Source organism: Acinetobacter sp. YH16038, from assembly GCF_013417275.1.
Classification (GTDB): domain Bacteria; phylum Pseudomonadota; class Gammaproteobacteria; order Pseudomonadales; family Moraxellaceae; genus Acinetobacter.
The window spans coordinates 1-19050 of record NZ_VPEG01000006.1 but is presented as its reverse complement, the minus strand read 5'-3'; the positions used below and the strand labels follow the sequence as shown (position 1 = coordinate 19050).

Here is a 19050-nt window from a genome sequence, read left to right as displayed (position 1 = left end):
GATTTTTCGGATGAGCCTTTTTAGGCTTTTTCTTATTTTAGAGCTTTCCTTTTAATCGTGGCTAATCTCCTAAATTCCTTCATGAATTTAACAATTCCACTAAACTGGCCTCACGCTTTCTATCTACTTATTCGCTAATTTAATCTCATCGAAAACATGTACAGATTTTTAGGTGAGAGCCATGAAAAAAGTTTTAACTACAATTGCCTTATCTCTTAGTGCGCTGGTTGCTACTTCTGCAATGGCAGCACCGCAGCATCATGATCCACGTTATGCACCGCATAAACCAGCACCGCACTGGAATCATAAAGATGCGAAAAAATGGGATGACCGTCGTTACAACAACCGTGGGGTTAACCCAAGCCGTGACTGGCGTGTAGGTCAAAAACTGCCAAACCAGTATGACAACCGTCGCTTTGAAGTCAGTGGCTATGAAGCACGCCGTCTGCCGAAAGCAGGTAAAAACCAGCAATGGTACAAAATCAATGGTGACTATGTACTAGTCAACGATCGTAATGACAAGATTGTTCGAATCATCAACTAATCATTCTCTTTTCTGCCCTTCTAGCAGACACCTGAAGCTCGCTTTAGGTGTTTTTTTATATCTGTACTTCCACTTCAGTATTTTTTCATTAGAATCAAAGCTAGATCTTTAAATGTTGAAATAGGCACAGCTATGACTGCAGCAGAAACCTCACCGAGCAACACCTTGCAATATGTGCACTGGTTTCGCCATTCTGCGCCTTATATCAATGCTCATCGCAATAAAACCTTTGTGATCATGTTTGATGGTGAAGCGGTATTGCATGACAACTTTCAGCACATCATTCATGATATTGCCCTGCTCAATTCTTTAGGAATCCGGCTGATTCTGGTGCACGGCGCGCGTCCGCAGATTAACCAGAATCTGGCTGCGAGTGGCTTCGAGACCCCTTTCCATCAGCAGCGTCGGGTCACAACTCGTGAATCCTTAAGCTGTGTACTGAATGCAGTAGGATCGATCCGTTTACAGATTGAGGCGCTATTGTCGATGGGGCTGGCCAATTCACCCATGTATGGTGCGCGCATTGATGCCGTTTCAGGAAATTTTGTGACAGCCAAACCTTATGGCATCCGTGACGGGGTCGATTTTCAGTTAACTGGTGAAGTTCGGGCGATTGATACTGATGCGATTCAACGTCATCTGGACAATCATAATATTGTGATTCTCGGTCCGACCGGCTATTCAACGACAGGCGAAGTTTTTAACCTTCTAGCTGAAGAAGTTGCAACCAAAACTGCGACCCGCCTCAAAGCAGATAAACTGATTATCTTGGGTCGACAGCATGGTCTGCTCGACAGTAAGGGCCAGTTAAAACGGGAAGTAACCCCACAGCAACTGGATGACTATATTCTTTCTGATGAACAGGATATTGAAATTCGGCTCCAGCTCAAGGCCGCTCAGGAAGCTTCCCGAAATGGCGTCAATCGTGTTCATCTGATTTCATATACCTATGACGGCGCCTTGCTGGAAGAACTGTTCACCCGGGATGGTTCCGGCACCATGATCACCGATGCGCATTATGAAGAAGTGCGTATGGCCGATATTCAGGATGTCGGTGGCCTGATCCGTTTGCTCCGCCCCTTAGAAGAAGAAGGTATTCTGGTTTACCGTTCGCGGGAGCGTCTGGAAAATGAAATTGACCAGTTCGCGGTAATTGAGCGTGACGGCATGATTCTGGCCTGTGCTGCCCTGTATCCGATTCCGACTACGGGCAATGAACTGCGTTCCGCAGAAATCGCCTGCGTTGCAGTAGATCCAAGTTACCGTCAATCCAACCGCGGTAGCCAGATCCTGCATTATCTGGAAGATAAGGCCAAAAGTCTGGGTATTCAGCAACTGTTTATTTTAACGACCCGTACTGCACACTGGTTTCTGGAACAGGGTTTTGAACCGGCATCAGTAGATGATTTGCCTGATGCCCGACAGGCTTTTTATAATTATCAGCGCAATTCAATTGTCTGTAAAAAGTCACTTTAAAGTGACTTTTTATTCGCTCTCATATCTCTATTTTAGATAACGATATTCATAAAACCTGTATTCAGCATAAAAATCCTATTGCTGATTTTCTAATAAGCATATCTGGCCACTTTATTTAGAATAAATAATTTTATATTTCATTGTCTTATATAAATAATTCTTTTTTCCTAAATTAATGTGTAAATCACTTTCCTGCATAAGTTTTGCACTTTTTTATTTATCTTTTTTCTTCATTAGAAATTCCTGAATAGTTATTTTTTTAGAAAAGTAAAAAGCTTTAGCGTATGCCTAAGTTCTTCATTTCACATTTCTAAATTTTCAGGAGTTCTGATTCATGCGCCAATCACACATTCAATTATTCACAAAAACTGCGGTCCTTAGTGCTGCGGTGGCTGGCGTGATGATGCTTTCTGGCTGTGGCAAAAAACAGGAAGCCGTGACCCTGAATATTGGTTTCCAGAAATATGGCGTACTGCCGATCTTAAAAGAACGTGGCACCTTAGAAACGTCATTAAAAGAACAAGGCGTGAATGTGAAATGGGTTGAATTCCCGGCTGGTCCTCAGTTGCTTGAAGGCTTGAATGTCGGCAGCGTATCTTTTGGTGAAGCCGGTGAAGCGCCACCGATCTTTGCTCAAGCAGCGAACTCAAATCTGGTCTATGTGGCCAATCAGCCTGAAGCACCGAAAGCTGAAGCGCTAATCGTACAAAAAGATTCGAATATCCAGTCAGTTCAGGATCTGAAAGGCAAACGTGTTGCCTTAAATAAAGGCTCAAATGTTCATTACTTACTACTTAAAGTCCTTGAAGCCAACAATCTGAAACTCAGTGATATCGAAGTGGTTTACCTGCCACCTTCTGATGCCCGTGCCGCTTTTGAACGCGGTGCTGTCGATGCCTGGGTGATCTGGGACCCGTTCTTCGCTGCAGCAGAACATCAGATTGGTGCCCGTGTCATCGCCACGGGTGAGAACATCATCAGTAACCATCAGTTCTATCTGGCAGATCGCAAGTTTGCTGAAGCCAACCCACAGATTATTGAAGCTGTCGTGAATGAACTCAACCTGACCACTGAGTGGGTCTCTGCTCATCAGGATAAAGCCGCCAAACTTCTGGAAAAACCAACAGGTTTGGCCTTTGATGTATTGAAAACGTCTATTTCACGCATGGGTTTTGGAGTAAAACCACTCACTCCCGAAGTGGCACAAAAACAACAACAGGTGGCTGATGCCTTTTATGGCCAGCAACTGATTCCAGCCAAACTGAATATTCAATCTGCAATTATCGCGAAGTAAACCAAAGAACAATTTAGGGGATTTAATCATGACTCAACATCAGCTACACAACAAAGCAATCACATGGTTCAAGACCTCCAGTCATGGGATGAACGCTGCATTAGTTGCTTGCGCGATGTTGGGTTCAAGTGCCGCTTGGGCAGTGGATCCTTCAGTTAAACAGCTGCGTGTGGGTTATCAAAAAGCCTCTGTAAACCTGGTGATTGCACAGCAGCAAAAGCTGTTTGAAAAGGAATTTCCAAATGCAAAAATCAGCTGGAACGAATTTCCAGGCGGACCACAAATTCTAGAAGCACTGGCGGTAGGTTCTATTGATGTAGGTGCAACTGGAGATACACCTCCTGTCTACGCTCAGGCAGGCAATAAGCCATTGCACTATTTTGCTTATGAAACTGCAAAACCTTTATCTTCTGCCATTCTGGTCCAGCATAATTCCAAAATTACCAAGCTGAGCCAGCTCAAAGGTAAACGTGTCGGCGTACACCGCGGTTCAAGCTCACATTATTTACTGGTGCAGGCAGTACGCAAAGCGGGTCTGCAATGGACCGATATCCAGCCGGTCTGGTTAAGCCCTGCTGATGCGCGTGCAGCTTTCCAGAAAGGGGCGATTGATGCCTGGGCAATTTGGGATCCGTACTATGCTGCGGCTCAAGTAGAAGATAAAGCCAGAGTTTTATCTTCAGGCAAGGGCTTAAGTCCGAATTATACCTTTTACCTGGCTTCAGAAAATTTGATCAAAAATCACCCGCAAGCCTTAAAAGGCATTATCAAGCAGGTCAATGTTGCAGATAAATGGGTACAAAGCCATAAGGCTGAAACTGCAAGCATCTTTGCACAAAGTACCGGTCTAAAACCGATTGTCAGCCAGACCTTTATCCAGCGTCGTCCGAATCCGTCTGGTGCGGCACCGCTCACCAAGAAAGTAATTGCCGATCAGCAGGAACTCGCAAACCGTTTCAGCGAACTCAAGATCATTCCGAAATCTATCAATATTCAGCAAGCCGTTTGGGCAGGCAAATAATCTAAGGATCAAAGACATGAAAATTTTCTGGTTTATCCCGACACATGGCGACAGCCGCTACTTAGGTACCAGCAAAGGTGCACGCCAGGTTGATCATGCCTACATGAAGCAGATTGCGGTTGCGGTCGATAATCTTGGTTATGAAGGTGTATTAATCCCGACTGGCCGTTCATGTGAAGATCCATGGTTAACTGCAGCCAGCCTGATTGATGCCACTAAAAAACTGAAATTCCTCGTCGCGCTGCGTCCAGGTGTTACTACGCCTGCCCTGACTGCACGTATGGCTGCAACCTTTGACCGTCTGTCTGGTGGCCGTGTATTGCTGAACCTGGTGACGGGTGGTGATGAGCAAGAGCTAAAAGGCGACGGCGTTTATGAAGATCATGCAACACGCTACAAGACTGCAGCTGAATACACCACCATCTGGCGTGAAATCCTGACCCGTTCACATACCGGCGAAAGCTTCACTTTCCATGGTGAACGCTTAAGTGTGGACGATGCCAAACTGCTTTATCCACCAATTCAAAAACCATATCCACCACTCTGGTTCGGTGGTTCTTCAGATGCAGCCGTTGAACTGGCCACTGATCAGGTTGACACTTACCTGACTTGGGGTGAGCCGCCTGCAGCAGTGAAAGAAAAAATTGAAAATGTGCGTGCCAAAGCGGAAGCGAAAGGTCGCAAGCTGAGCTACGGTATCCGTCTGCATGTGATCGTGCGTGAAACCAATGAAGAAGCATGGAGAGCAGCAGACGAGCTCATCCAGTATGTAGATGATGCCACTATTGCTGCTGCACAAGCGAAATTCAAGCAAATGGACTCTGTCGGCCAACGTCGTATGGCTGAGCTGCACAATGGCGACCGTAGCAAACTCGAAGTGTCTCCAAACCTGTGGGCAGGTGTAGGTCTGGTACGTGGCGGTGCAGGTACAGCGCTTGTAGGTGATCCAGAAACTGTCGCAGCACGTATTCAGGAATATGCTGATCTAGGTATCGATACCTTCATTTTCTCAGGCTACCCACATCTGGAAGAATCGATCCGTTTTGCGGAACTGGTATTCCCATTACTTCCGCTTGAAACTCAGCAAAAACTGGCTCAGCCAAACCTGACTGGTCCATTCGGTGAGATTGTGGCAAATAACTACACTCCAGATGAGAACAAGAAGGCTGAGAGTATTCAGGAGCCAGCTTAATGTCGAAAGTCGTTTCAGTTGAAACCCTCGCAGAAAAGAAGGTTTCACGTGGAACAATTCTGGAGCAGCATCTGCTGCCCTGGCTGGTTCCAATTTTCTTGATTGCAGTTTGGCAAATTGCCTCTAGCACAGGCCTGCTGGAAAGCCGGATTCTGCCTGCACCGAGTGCCGTGGTTTTAGCCTTCTGGAATTTATTGCTCAGCGGTGAACTGTGGACGCATGTGCAAGTCAGTGCAGGACGTGCCATCAGCGGATTATTGGTAGGTGGTGGTTTGGGTCTATTGCTGGGTCTGTTAAATGGTTCATCCAAAACTGCCTCTACCCTGCTCGACACCACCTTGCAGATGATCCGCAATATTCCTGCACTGGCACTCATTCCCCTAGTCATCTTATGGTTCGGGATTGATGAATCAGCCAAGCTGTTCCTGGTCGCGATTGGTGTGTTTTTCCCAATCTACATCAATACCTATCATGGGATTCGTTCAGTCGATCCCCAGCTGATTGAAATGGGTAAAAGCTATGGCCTGACTCGCTGGCAGCTTTATAAAGAAATCATCCTGCCAGGGGCAATGCCTTCAATTCTGGTCGGCCTACGTTTTTCACTTGGTCTGGTCTGGGTACTGCTGATTGTGGCTGAAACGATTTCTGCCCAGTCCGGTATCGGTTATATGACCATGAACGCGCGTGAATTCCTGCAAACTGATGTCGTACTGGTGGGTATTTTACTGTATGCCCTGCTCGGTAAACTGGCAGATGTCCTAGCCGTGGCCTTAGAACGATTCCTGCTGCGCTGGCATGCTGGCTATCAAAAATAATTGAAAAAATATTGAGGAGCATGTGATGACTGATCTCAGCTTAGGGCGTCTTGCCAATGATCCGACTGCAGTGCAGGAGCCTGCTGCAACCGACATCAATCCCAATGCCGTTGCGGGTGCCGAAATCATTATTGAACAGCTGCACAAGTTCTATGGTTCGGTGAAGGTACTGGAAGATCTGGACCTGCATATTCAGCCGGGTGAATTTCTGGCGATTGTTGGACGTAGTGGCTGTGGTAAAAGTACCCTGCTCCGTCTGATTGCCGATCTTGAAAAACAGAGTTACGGTGAAATTAAATTCAAGTCTGCGCGTCATATTCGTGAAGGTATTACCGCTGATGATATCCGCGTGATGTTCCAGGATCCGCGTCTATTGCCATGGCGCAGCATCGAACAGAACGTACAACTTGGCTTACCAAAAGATCAGCATGGCAATGCTTCACAAATGCTGGAGAAAGTCGGCTTAAAAGAAAAAGCTGGGCTTTGGCCTTCACAATTATCTGGTGGTCAGCGTCAGCGTACAGCTCTGGCACGTGCCTTGTCACATAAGCCACGTATTTTATTGCTAGATGAACCACTTGGTGCGCTGGATGCCCTGACCCGTCTGGATATGCAGAACCTAATTGAAAAATTATGGACTGAACAGGGCTTTACCGCGATTCTGGTCACCCACGACGTGAGTGAAGCCGTACAACTGGCAGACCGGATTATCCTGTTGGATAAAGGCCATATTGCCAAAGAGTTCAAAGTTGATCTTCCACGTCCACGACAAAAGAATGTGAAATTCGCCGAACTTGAACAGCAGGTTCTGAATGCCGTTCTGGCAACCTAAAATGTGAGGGAATCTGGAATAACTGTTTATTCTGGATTCCTTATTTCGAATCAAGAGAATATCTGTCTCACTGATTATTTATTCAGCAATTGGCAAAATTTCAACTTCATTCATTAATTTTATTTTAACTTTATGATGCTTCAAGGTAATAATTAGTACTTAAAAAATCATCAACCTTTTCAAAAGCTTGGTTTTTAATTCCTGCGCCTTAAACCGATACTAATTATATCTTTAATCTAAAGAATAAATCATCATTATTCATAAAATTAGCACCTGACTTGATGCACAAATCTGATGATTTGACGTACAATTAAAAATTCCCTTTTTAATTGTTTTTAATATTTGCTGATGGAACAAAAAAAGAGTACTCAAAAACGCAACCAGCTGCTGAATGCTGCACTCGATGTTTTTTCCCTATACGGTTTTAATGGGGCGAGTTTAGATGAGATCGCGCAAATTGCAGAAATGCATAAGTCGAATATTTTCTATTATTACGAAAATAAAGAGGCGCTCTATGTAGAGGTTTTAACGACCGTTCTACAAAAATGGCTGGCACCTTTACAAATGCTAGAAGCTGATCTTGAGCCTGAAGAAGCGATTACCAATTATTTGATGCAAAAAATTGAAGTATCGCGTACCCAGCCTAAAGCTTCACGCCTGTTCGCTCTGGAAGTGATTCAGGGTGCGCCGCACATTTTAGAAATCTTAAAAGGTCCATTGAAAAAACTGGTCAAGCGTAAAGCCAAAGTGATTTCAAACTGGCAGGAACAAGGCAAGATTTCTAAAGATATCGATCCTGAACTGCTGATTCTGAATATCTGGGCGGTAACCCAGAACTATGCAGATTTCGCGACTCAGATGGAAATGGTAACAGGCAAGACCTTACGTAACCGCAGCATGCAACAACGGATTATCCAGCATACTGTACATATGATGCTGTACGGCGTACTTCCGCGTACACAAGAAAAATAGGTCAACGCAAAAATTATTTGGCATACGACCATAAATTTTATGGTCGCCGACCCCTTCTCTCACCCTTTATTATTATTTTAACGTTCGATATAAATTCAATAATTTCTGCGCACCCAGCAGCAGATTCTCTTCCCAGTCCAAGTGAGCGCTATCATCTGCACCGTCAGTAATATATTTGACTGAAATCAGGCGCACATCCAATTTTCTGCATACCTTGGCCAGCGCATAGCCTTCCATATCCACCAGCTGACAAGCCACTTTTGGTAAGTCTATTTCAAAGCTGTCCCCTGTTCCACAAACCCCTTTCGGTAAATGGGCAAAGAACGGTTCCAGATCAATTGCACCCGGCAAATGATTATCCATCGGGGTAATGCCGACGTCAAACCCCAAGGGTGAAACATCCATATCACGTTGCACAAAACGCTTAACTTCGACCAGTTCATGCGCCTTGAAATGGGAACTGCCTGCGGTGCCCAGATTAATCAGGGTCTTACAGCGAGTTTTCTGAATCACTTCAAAAGCCTTAAAAGCAGCATTCACCTTGCCGATGCCACTATAGTGGACTTCTACACCTTCTGCTTCGAACAAACCTTTGGATTCACTGGCCAATGCCATAATGAGTGCCGAATCTGACATGCAAACTACTCGATACTGAGAAAACCGTGACATTAGAAAGCAAAATCCAGGCAATGAAAAGCGGGTTTTTAGATTTCTGTTTTGCAGATCTTTCACTTAAATAACCGCAGAAGATTCTTGGATGGCACACTTTCTTCTTGATGGGTTTCGTGATTTTTCAATAATTTTTTTGCATAAAAACACAACAACAAGACGAATCGTTGAGATTATGGCAATATATAGCCTTTCCTATTTTTCAATTCCCTGATTTCGCCTATGCAGCTGCTCCGTCTCAATGCTTTAGCGTCACATTCTGAATTGCCAAAAACCGCCGTTACGATTGGTAATTTTGACGGCGTGCATCTGGGTCATCAGGCCATGATCAAACAGTTAAAAGCTGTTGCAGAAGCTGAGCAACTAAAAACTGTTGTGATGATTTTCGAGCCACAACCGCTTGAATTTTTTAAAGGTTATGAAGCACCGCCGCGTATTTCCTCTTTGCGTGAAAAAGTGGAATATTTAAGCGAACTGGGTGTGGACTATATTGCAGTCGCCAAGTTTGATCATCATTTTCGTAGCCTGAGTGCCGAAGCCTTTGCCGACATTCTGAAAGATAAACTGAATGCAGCGCATCTGGTCTTGGGGGATGATTTTCACTTTGGTAAAAACCGTCAAGGTAATAGTGAATTCCTGCGAGACTACGGATTTAAGGTTACCAACCTGCATACCATTGCCTTGGATGGTGAACGGGTCAGTTCTACCCGCATCCGTCAGACTCTGCAAGCGGGTGACCTGGCTCTGGCAGCCAAATTACTGGGACGTCCTTATAGTATTACCGGCCGGGTGCAATACGGCGACCAGATTGGTCGTACCATTGATTTCCCGACCATTAATGTCCGGTTAAACCGGCATAGACCCTGTCTGCAGGGTATTTATGGGGTTGAAGTCGTCTGTGAAACCGGATCACTCAGCGCCAAGGTTCAGCAAGAAAATCCTGAACAGCCGGGTATTGCCGGCTATGATCAGGGCAGCCTGTTTGGTGCCGGTCATGTAGGTACCCGCCCTGCGATCAAACAGACTCATCCGGAATGGCGATTAGAAGTACATTTTCCTGATGTTTCTGCTAATCTGTATGGCCTGTTAATGCGGGTAACCTTCTTGAATTATCTGCATGGCGAAAAAGATTATCCTTCGCTTGAAGCGTTAAAGGCCGGAATTGATGATGATGTTGAGAAACTGCTTGAGTTTCGTCGAAAACACCCCACATTTCCCTTTTAATGTCCCGTATTTTTATTGTAAAACGTGTCAGTCTAATGACTGATTAAATTGGAAGACAACTTGCATGAGCGATAAGCAAACTCCTGAAAATGCAGTGGATTATAAAGCCACGCTGAACCTCCCAGGTACTGACTTTGCAATGAAAGCAAATCTGGCAGTACGTGAAGCGAAATGGTTAGAAGAGTGGTATGCCGATGACATTTATCAGCAGATTCGTGCATCGCGAATTGGCAAGAAAAAATACGTGCTTCATGATGGCCCTCCATATGCCAATGGCCAGATTCACTTAGGTCATGCAGTCAACAAGGTACTTAAAGACATCATCATTAAAAGCCGCATCATGGACGGCTTTGATGCGCCTTATGTGCCAGGCTGGGATTGTCACGGTCTTCCAATTGAACTGAAAGTTGAAGAAAAAGTCGGTAAGGTCGGCGTTAAAGTGGATGCGCCTACTTTCCGTAAAGCTTGCCGCGAATATGCATTGAGTCAGGTGGAGCTACAGAAAAAAGACTTCATCCGTATGGGCGTGTTTGGTGACTGGAGCAATCCTTACCTCACCATGAACTTCAAGCAGGAAGCCAACATCGTGCGTTCACTCGGTGAAATCGCGAAAAATGGCCATATCCAGCCAGGTCTTAAACCGGTGAACTGGTGTCTGGACTGTGGTTCAGCACTGGCTGAAGCTGAAGTTGAATATGAAGATAAAAAGTCAGACGCGATTGACGTGGGTTTCACCGTGGTGGATCTGGCGGATCTGTCTGCACGTTTAGGTGTTGAAGTTAAAGACTCAACCGATATCGTGATCTGGACGACTACGCCTTGGACCCTGCCTGCGAATCAGGCGGTTGCTCTGCACGCTGAAATTGAATACCAATTGGTTGTTGCACGTGGTGAAGATAAAGCGGCGCAAAACTTTATCCTGGCTAAAGATCTGGTTGAATCTGCGACTGAACGTTATGGCTTTAACGCGGTTGAAGTGATTGCCGATTTTGCCGGTGCGAAACTTGAGAATCTGGTACTACAACATCCTTTAATCGCTGAGCGTCAAGTGCCAGTTATTCTGGGTGAACACGTTATTGCAACCAGCGGTACTGGTGCTGTACATACTGCACCTGGCCACGGTGTGGACGATTATAAAGTTGGTCTGCTGTATAACCTGAAAGTAGATAATCCAGTGGGCGGTAATGGTGTGTATTTACCGACTTCACCACTATTTGCAGGCGAACATATCTACAAGGCCAATCCACAAATTATTGCGGCGCTTGGCGAAGCTAACAAGCTATGGGCACATAAGCCGATCAAGCATAGCTACCCGCACTGCTGGCGTCATAAAACTCCGATTATCTTCCGTGCGACCCCACAATGGTTCATCAGCATGGATGAAAAAGGTCTGCGTCAGGGCGCATTGAATGCCATTGAAAATGACATCAGCTTCGTTCCGGATTGGGGTAAAAACCGTATCCAGGCAATGATCGAAGGCCGTCCGGACTGGTGTATCTCACGTCAACGTACTTGGGGCGTGCCAATCCCATTCTTCGTGCACAAAGACACCAATGAACTGCATCCTCGTACACCTGAACTGATCGAAGAAGTGGCTAAACTAATCGAACAGGAAGGTATTGATGCCTGGTATAATCGTGAAGCCAAAGACTTTATTGGTAATGATGCTGAGCAGTACAACGCAGTTCGCGATACCTTAGACGTATGGTTTGACTCTGGTACAACTCACTATGCAGTGCTGCGTGACCGTGAAGAGTTAACTGATCCAGCTGATTTATATCTTGAAGGTTCTGACCAACACCGTGGCTGGTTCCAGTCTTCATTATTGACCTCTATGGCAATCAATCAACGTGCGCCATATAAAGGTCTGCTGACTCACGGTTTCGTGGTTGATGAGAAAGGTCGCAAGATGTCGAAATCGCTGGGTAATATTATTACTCCGCAAGACATTATCAAGAACATGGGTGCAGACGGCCTGCGTTTCTGGATCGCTTCAGCAGATTACCGTTATGAAATGACCGCAGGTAAAGAAATTTTTAACCGTGCATCAGATGGTTACCGTCGTATCCGTAATACCCTGCGTTTCTTGCTGGCGAATTTGAATGGCTTCAATCCGGAAACTGATGCACTACCTGTAGATCAACTGATTGCACTGGATCAATACATCCTGCAACGCGCCAATGATGTACAGGAAACCATCAAGAAAGCATATGAAGATATGAACTTCCATATCGTGACCAATGCCTTGACCAATTTCTGTATTAACGACCTCGGTGGTTTCTACTTAGACATCATCAAAGACCGTCAGTACACCACTAAAGCAGATTCACAGGCACGTCATTCTGCGCAAACTGCGCTGTATCATCTGGTACAAGCCTTTGTTCGCTGGATGGCACCAATCCTGAGCTTCACCGCTCAAGAAGCATGGCCACTAATTCCAGGTCAAAGCGAGAAATATGTGTTCACTGCTGAATGGTACGATATTCCAGTTTCAGCACAGGCAAACCTGTTGTCTGAAGCAGACTGGCAAACCCTGATTACAGTGAAATCTGCGGTGAACAAGCACATTGAAAATGCGCGTAACGAGAAACTGGTGGGTTCAAACCTGTCTGCCAAAGTTGAGCTGTGGGCCAATGATGAACTGAAAGCTGTTCTAGACCGTCTGGGTGATGAGCTGCGTTTCGTTTTGATCACTTCTCAGGTAATCGTGAATCCGTTTGATGCTGCTCAAGGCAATGACGCTGAACTTGAAGGTCTACGCGTGAAAGTATCTGCGGCAGATGGCGAGAAATGTGTACGCTGCTGGCACGTGCTTCCTGATGTGAATACACATGCCTCACATCCAGGACTATGCGGTCGTTGTATTATTAACCTCCCGAGCGGCCAAGGTGAAGAGAGAAAATATGCCTAACCCACAGCAGAAAAAGGGTCTGTTCCAGTTCTATCCTCACAATTTGTGGTGGATTGGACTGGCTATTCTGGCGATCATTCTAGATCAATGGACCAAATGGATTGCGGTAACACATCTGGAATATGCAGATCCGGTGCCCGTCCTGCCCTTTTTAAATTGGACACTGTTACATAACTATGGCGCTGCCTTTAGTTTCTTGTCCGATGCCGGTGGCTGGCAACGTTATTTCTTTACTTCTCTTGCAGGCTTAGTGTCTGTGGTTTTCGTGTTCTGGCTGATGCGTATGCCAAAGAGCATGAAAGTATTACCATTAGCGGTTGCCCTGATTCTGGGTGGTGCTATTGGTAACCTGATTGATCGCATTTCTTTGGGTTATGTGGTTGACTTTATTCATGTCTATTATCAGAACAGCCACTTCCCTGCTTTTAATATTGCGGATAGTGCCATTACTTTAGGTACGATTCTGCTGCTGATTGATACGTTTTTCCTGGAAAAACACCGAATTCAACGTGCACAGGCGCAACATGACTGATTTTATTAATCCTAACGAGGAAACTCGTGTTGAAGACGGCTCTAAAGTCGAGCTTCATTTTTCTGTCGCGATCGAAAGTGGCGTAGAAATTGACAATACCCGTAGCCGTGAAGAACCGGTAAGCCTGACCATTGGTGATGGCAACCTATTACCAGGTTTTGAAAAAGCCTTGATGGGCTTGCGTGCTGGTGACCGTCGTACCGTCAGCCTCCCGCCCGAAGAAGCTTTTGGTCCGTGGAATCCTGAAAATGTCCAAAAATTTGATACGGTGAAATTTGGCGAACGTCCGATCGAAGGTCACATGATCGAGTTTGAAGACAAGGCCAAATCGACTTTGTATGGCGTAGTAAGATCCGTAAATGATGATATTACCGAAGTGGACTTTAATCATCCGCTTGCAGGTAAAAATATCACCTTTGAAGTCGAAATCTTCAAAGTTACTCCAGCTGGCCAGCAAGGCGTGAAGCTGATGTAATATCGGCTAATCACATGATTTAAAAGAGCTCCTTCGGGAGCTTTTTTAGTTTCTGGATACAAATCCTCTCTAGTCTCTGTTCAGAAATCTGATTAATTTAATTTGATGAGCATGCGATAAGAAAGGGAAAGATATGAAAATTTATATTGTGGTTGGCAGTGTGCGTGAAGGACGTACAGCAATTAAGGTCGCACATTGGGTACTACAGGAAATTAAAAAATATGGTTTTAGCACGCTTGAAACCGAACTTGTCGACTTAAAAGAATGGGATCTTCCGCTTTTTGCTGGTTCTCATCCCCCATTGACCGGTATTTATGATCAGCCGAAACAGCAGGAATGGGCTGACTTTATTGCCCTTGCGGATGCATTTATTTTTATCAGTCCCGAATATAACCATGGCTATAGCCCGGCATTAAAAAATGCGCTGGATTATCTGGCCAAGGAATGGCAAGGCAAGCCGGCAGCCTATATAGGTTATGGCGTCACTAATGGCTCACGTTCCATTGATCAGATCCGCCAGGTCGGCACTCAGCTCGGTATGGTGGATACCAATGCGATTGTAGAGCTGCGAGACATTTTTAGTCGCAATAAAGACTACAGCTTTGAAGGAAATGAATTCGACAATAAAACACTCAGAGATGTCGTGGATAAGCTGATCCAGTATGTCAGTGCCTGAGGACGACAGCGATGTGCGCTTTAGCCTACAGGCAGCGCAGAATTTGTCGGCTATTCCCACTTTCAGTTCAAGGCTATAGTTTGATTCATAGACAGACAGGAAGTCTGCAAAGCGATACAACAACAATAAAAAGCGCAGAGTAACAGGACGTTGACAGGTCAGACAGGAGTCAGATCTGAAAAGCAAATCCAGAAAAGCCTCAACAGGATGTTGGGGCTTTTTTGTATTTAAAATCTGGTATTTTTCTAAAAAGGTCAGATCTCTACATTAAAGCCTAAATTGACATCACAGGCTGCTTGTCCGCCTCGGATTCCCCAGTTTTCCAATGGACTTTCCTGCAGATGAATCAGGATATGGTCAGACGGAATGCAGTTTTCCCAAGCTTTCTACACTCTGTTGATACAGTTTGCGCTTGGTCTCCAGACTTCGGCCAGCGAAGCAGTCAATACTGATCTAAGTAAAATATTCAGGCTGGGCCAGATGAACCATATATTGAAAACGATGGGCTTCATGTACCACCAGCCGGATATTACGGTCATAGTCAGGCAGTTGAAAGGCATTTTTCACACAGTGAAATACGCTGTCGAGTAACTGCTCTTCATCAGCCTGGGAATATTGCTGCCGGACTTCAATTTGAACGGTAGGCATGTGCTTCTTCTTTTTATTATTTTATTGAATTCTTTTAGATATTTTTTATTGAATAGAGAGATGAGCTTTAATAAGGTCTTCTATCTCTACCATATCGCAAAATTATCCTGAGAACTCTGGAATTAATTGGATAAATATTTTCAAGTGACCTTGTCGCCTCTGGCCTACAGCAGATGCGGTCAATGCCTCTACTCGGTCTTTCTGACTCAGGCTATATTGAGTGCATACCAAGACAGGAAGTCTTGCAAAAACAAGAATAAAACATCGGCAGGATGCTGATTGATACCGGAGGAAAGGTATCTGAGCTAAATTTGAAAAGGCCCTCACAGGAGTTGGGGCCTTTTTCTTTCATTCTGATATTAACTATTTAGCTTTTTACTGAGGGGCGGTCATCTTAAGCAACTTGGCTTTTGGACCATCTTCAATCACCCAGAGTGAGCCATCTTTGGCCTGAATCGCACCACGAATCCGCTCTTTCATATCCAGTCGCTGTATTTCTTTAACAGGGCTTTGAGTAGTATCAATCACGATCATTGCCTGAGAAGACAGACCTGTAGCAATGGCTTTATTTTTCCATTGAGGAAAGCTATTGCCAGTATAGAACAGCAAGTCTGAAGGAGAAATTACTGGAGTCCAATCTAGTGCTGGTGCTTCAAACTCTGGTCGGGTACTGTGATCTGGAATCGGCTTGCCATCATAATGATCTCCATTGGAGACGATCGGATAGCCATAATTTTTGCCTTTCATCACTTTATTCAGCTCATCACCGCCTTTAGGACCCATTTCAATCACCCAAAGCTGCCCTTGTGGATCAAATGCCAAACCGAGAGGATTACGGTGCCCCAGACTCCAGACCTGCTTGGCAATTTCACCCTGATTCATAAATGGATTATCGAAAGGAATTGAACCATCGTCATTCAGACGAATAATCTTGCCGGCATTGGATTTCATGTCTTGAGCTGGATTGAATTGCTGACGTTCACCCGAACTGATCCAGAGTTTGTTATCTGAGCCAAAGATAATCCGGTGCCCATAATGGCCCTGACCGGAAGAAAATTTCGGTACCTGAGTCCAGATTTTTTTGATCTGAGTGAGTTGTGGTGTGCTCTTGGTGAGATCCAACTTGCCACGAACCACGACTGCACCATAACCACCTTGCCCTTGTTCAGCATAACTGAGATATACCCACTGATTCTTGGTAAAGTCAGGATGGAGTACAACATCGCCTAAGCCACCTTGTCCGCCATAGGCCACTTGAGGAATACCCTGAACAGTTTGAGTGCTGCGATTGGCTGGATTAAATAATTTTAACTTTCCAGATCTTTCGGTAATCAGTAAACGCTGATCTGGCAGCTCAGTCAGTGCCCATGGCTCATTCAACTGCGTAAATTCTTCAACTTTATAGGCTTGCTGTGTGGTTTTGGCAGCGGATTGTCCAGCTGGGGATGCTGAAGTCTTATCTTGGGCACAGGCGGTCAGGCTATAGGAACCCAAGCCTAATAATAAAATTGCTGCTAATTGAGTCTGTTTCATTGTTATTTTTCATGCTAATTTCATTCAGATAAGTACCAATTTAGCATTCCAGACAGCGGCTAAAATAATAAAAAAGTAAAGGAATCGTAAGCGGATATAACATAATCTCAATAAGATAGCTGATGTATTGATTAGATTTTTTATTATTTAATATAGGCTGAATCACGAAGAATTTTCGCCTGATACAACCGCTGATCTGCTGTTTTCAGTAAACGGTCAACATTTTTATAGATATGCTCAGCGTCCATAATCGCTGCCCCAACACTGATACTGATCCAGGTCTTGTCATCCCCACGATTGGCATGTTCCAAATTGAGCTGACGAATGACCTCACAAAGTTGCTCGGCAAAAGCTTCGGCTTCCTGCGAGGAAATATCTGCCAGTAAAACCGCAAATTCCTCACCCCCATAACGTGCCAGAAAGCCATTTTCAGGCAATATTTGCTGAATGGTTTGAACCAGTGTTTTTAAAATATAATCACCTTTGAGATGACCATAATAGTCATTATAGTTTTTAAAATAATCGACATCGATCATGTAAACAGCCAGCGAAGTTTGGTTTACGATCGCATGTTCATATTGCTGCTGAAGCTGTTCATTTAAGGCAAAGCGATTATAGGCACCTGTCAGCGAATCCAGCCTCACCTGCTGCGCGAGTTTCTCATTAAGCAGAGTAATATCACGTGTACGGTCCTGAACCTTCTGATCAAGTTCTTTATTCAGGCGCAAAAGCTGCTTGTTTAACAACTCGGTATTAATACTTTGCACCGCATAATTACGGCTGAGCTGAAAGGTAATTAAAATAAAATAGGCACAGGAGGTATAAAATGCAATTTCAACTGAATCAATTACCTTAAGCGCAAGTAAATAGTCATGCAGGAAGGTCAGGCAGACCAGCACCACCGCAATAGAATTGATCTTGGAATAACGCACATGCGATTTGTGCATGCGGTAAGCGCCATAAAGCAGATTAATAAAAACCAGTACTGCAATACTAAAGCTTTGGAAAAAGAAGCTCTGGAAGATATAAGGCAGCGTAAACAGGGTCACAGCTACATTGATACTAATTAGCAAAGCTGTGATTTTTAATAAATAAGGATTTAACAGTCGATACGGCAATAAATAGATATAAATCAGGAAGAACAGAGTCGCCAATTCAGTCAGTAAATACTCAAATCGTGTGCCCCATACCCAGGAAATATTCGTGAATAAAGTATAAATAAATGGAACTGCAAAGAAGCTACGCAGGCTCAAGCACAGAATAAATAACCCTAGAAACAGCAGCAAATTACCTGCTTGCGTTTTAAGGCTGCGAAATACTGCAAAGAACACCATAAAGCAGCCAATCATCAGCAGAACGCCACTGATCACACTTAAAGGAATCACCTGATCATAAAACTTATCCAGAATAGGCTGGTTAAAGCCAATAAACATGCTGTTTTCCAGCCCGCCACGGATATGGTGATAACTTGAAGCCTGAATGGTAATCGTCACTTCCCGCTGTGAGGGAAAGAAAGAAGCCAACTTTGGCGCCATCATGGTCTGATGCTGACCATGTATGCCTACCTGCCCTACTTCTATCAGGAGATGATCATCAACATACAGGCGATAAGCCCCATACTGGTATGGTATGTAAACATAAACCGCATGATTAATGGCTGATTCAGGCAGCTTGAAGGTTTTTTGAAAAGTTCCAATATAGTCTTTATGACCTGTTAAGGTCAGGAAAGAATTAGGTAAATGAACTTTTTCAACAGCCAGAGTCTGACTAAAGGAATTTAATGGGGATGGTCGCTGCTCAGAAGTGGGATCAATCAGCTGATTGGGGTAGAAATCCCATTCTCCATCGAGTTTGACATACTGATGATGATCAAAATTTAATTCTGTTACAGCGTATAGCTGTGGAGAAATCAAACTGAGCCATATCAACACAAATGTGTTTATGAGAATCTGCTGCATATGACTCAGAGAATAAAAAATATTTACACGAGTAGTATAACATTTTACAGCTGATCAGAGATTATACAGCTGTAAAAAATTAGTCGTTAAAGAGAGAAAAGTGATTATATAAATATAAAAAAAGCCCCCTGCGTGAGCAGAGGGCTTTTTAGGAATAATGAGCTGGCGATGACTTACTCTCACATGGGAGACCCCACACTACCATCAGCGCTAAGAGGTTTCACTTCTGAGTTCGGGAAGGGATCAGGTGGTTCACTCTTGCTATGGTCGCCAGCACA

Annotated in this window: 16 protein-coding genes, 1 rRNA gene and 1 pseudogene; 13 read left to right on the top strand and 5 right to left on the bottom strand. The window is 44.5% G+C overall.

All coding sequences use genetic code 11. The annotated features are described in order from the left end of the window. Positions 1–181: 181 nt before the first annotated feature. From FTV34_RS03460 to FTV34_RS03425, 8 genes are all read left to right on the top strand, one after another. Entirely contained in the window at positions 182–544 is a 363-nt protein-coding gene (locus FTV34_RS03460) for an RcnB family protein (RefSeq protein ID WP_159124174.1), read from the top strand. Positions 545–676: 132 nt separating this feature from the next. Further along, the gene (gene argA / locus FTV34_RS03455; RefSeq protein WP_179991887.1) at positions 677–2020 is read left to right on the top strand and encodes an amino-acid N-acetyltransferase; all 1344 of its coding nucleotides are present in this window, start codon (positions 677–679) and stop codon (positions 2018–2020) included. A 334-nt stretch (positions 2021–2354) separates the two neighbouring features. Next, the gene (locus FTV34_RS03450; RefSeq protein ID WP_180068887.1) at positions 2355–3314 is read left to right on the top strand and encodes a sulfonate ABC transporter substrate-binding protein; all 960 of its coding nucleotides are present in this window, start codon (positions 2355–2357) and stop codon (positions 3312–3314) included. Between the two features lie 88 nt (positions 3315–3402). After that, on the top strand, positions 3403–4335 hold the full coding sequence (locus FTV34_RS03445; RefSeq protein ID WP_257218576.1) for a sulfonate ABC transporter substrate-binding protein: 933 nt from the start codon (positions 3403–3405) through the stop codon (positions 4333–4335). Positions 4336–4351: 16 nt separating this feature from the next. After that, the gene (ssuD, locus tag FTV34_RS03440) at positions 4352–5527 is read left to right on the top strand and encodes an FMNH2-dependent alkanesulfonate monooxygenase (RefSeq protein ID WP_166137591.1); all 1176 of its coding nucleotides are present in this window, start codon (positions 4352–4354) and stop codon (positions 5525–5527) included. Further along, on the top strand, positions 5527–6342 hold the full coding sequence (gene ssuC / locus FTV34_RS03435; RefSeq protein WP_179991885.1) for an aliphatic sulfonate ABC transporter permease SsuC: 816 nt from the start codon (positions 5527–5529) through the stop codon (positions 6340–6342). Before ssuD ends, ssuC begins: the two co-directional genes overlap by 1 nt. 25 nt (positions 6343–6367) lie before the next feature. Next, the gene (locus tag FTV34_RS03430; RefSeq protein WP_180011124.1) at positions 6368–7174 is read left to right on the top strand and encodes an ABC transporter ATP-binding protein; all 807 of its coding nucleotides are present in this window, start codon (positions 6368–6370) and stop codon (positions 7172–7174) included. A 348-nt stretch (positions 7175–7522) separates the two neighbouring features. Then, positions 7523–8146: a TetR/AcrR family transcriptional regulator gene (locus FTV34_RS03425; protein ID WP_005232857.1), complete on the top strand. Its 624-nt coding sequence runs from the start codon at positions 7523–7525 to the stop codon at positions 8144–8146. A 72-nt stretch (positions 8147–8218) separates the two neighbouring features. Here the strand turns inward: FTV34_RS03425 and FTV34_RS03420 are convergent, their stop codons facing one another. Beyond that, positions 8219–8782, bottom strand: a complete 564-nt coding sequence (locus tag FTV34_RS03420) for a 5'-nucleosidase (protein ID WP_180011126.1) — start codon at positions 8780–8782, stop codon at positions 8219–8221. A 255-nt stretch (positions 8783–9037) separates the two neighbouring features. On the opposite strand from FTV34_RS03420, the gene ribF reads away from it, so the two are divergent. The 5 genes from ribF (at position 9038) to FTV34_RS03395 (ending at position 14633) form a co-directional block, all read left to right on the top strand. Beyond that, positions 9038–10039, top strand: a complete 1002-nt coding sequence (ribF, locus tag FTV34_RS03415) for a bifunctional riboflavin kinase/FAD synthetase (protein WP_034705207.1) — start codon at positions 9038–9040, stop codon at positions 10037–10039. Between the two features lie 64 nt (positions 10040–10103). Beyond that, complete coding sequence (gene ileS, locus FTV34_RS03410) at positions 10104–12950, top strand: isoleucine--tRNA ligase (RefSeq protein ID WP_180017312.1); 2847 nt, start codon at positions 10104–10106, stop codon at positions 12948–12950. Beyond that, the gene (gene lspA, locus FTV34_RS03405) at positions 12943–13482 is read left to right on the top strand and encodes a signal peptidase II (RefSeq protein WP_004781354.1); all 540 of its coding nucleotides are present in this window, start codon (positions 12943–12945) and stop codon (positions 13480–13482) included. The genes ileS and lspA overlap by 8 nt, the downstream gene beginning before the upstream one ends. Next, positions 13475–13957 carry a peptidylprolyl isomerase gene (locus FTV34_RS03400; protein ID WP_125278879.1) on the top strand — a complete coding sequence of 161 codons (483 nt, stop codon included), beginning with the start codon at positions 13475–13477 and terminating at the stop codon, positions 13955–13957. Before lspA ends, FTV34_RS03400 begins: the two co-directional genes overlap by 8 nt. 133 nt (positions 13958–14090) lie before the next feature. After that, positions 14091–14633: an NADPH-dependent FMN reductase gene (locus tag FTV34_RS03395; RefSeq protein WP_005232867.1), complete on the top strand. Its 543-nt coding sequence runs from the start codon at positions 14091–14093 to the stop codon at positions 14631–14633. 254 nt (positions 14634–14887) lie between these two features. On the opposite strand, the pseudogene FTV34_RS18070 reads toward FTV34_RS03395, so the two are convergent. The 4 genes and pseudogenes from FTV34_RS18070 to rrf form a co-directional block, all read right to left on the bottom strand. After that, positions 14888–15281 (bottom strand): annotated as a pseudogene (locus FTV34_RS18070) (tautomerase family protein). Between the two features lie 375 nt (positions 15282–15656). After that, a complete protein-coding gene (locus tag FTV34_RS03385) occupies positions 15657–16814 on the bottom strand; it encodes a PQQ-dependent sugar dehydrogenase (RefSeq protein WP_180068885.1) in 1158 nt (385 codons plus the stop codon). A gap of 143 nt (positions 16815–16957) precedes the next feature. Next, a complete protein-coding gene (locus tag FTV34_RS03380; protein ID WP_180068883.1) occupies positions 16958–18745 on the bottom strand; it encodes a GGDEF domain-containing protein in 1788 nt (595 codons plus the stop codon). Positions 18746–18932: 187 nt separating this feature from the next. Continuing rightward, positions 18933–19047 (bottom strand): 5S ribosomal RNA (rrf, locus tag FTV34_RS03375). Positions 19048–19050: the final 3 nt, after the last annotated feature.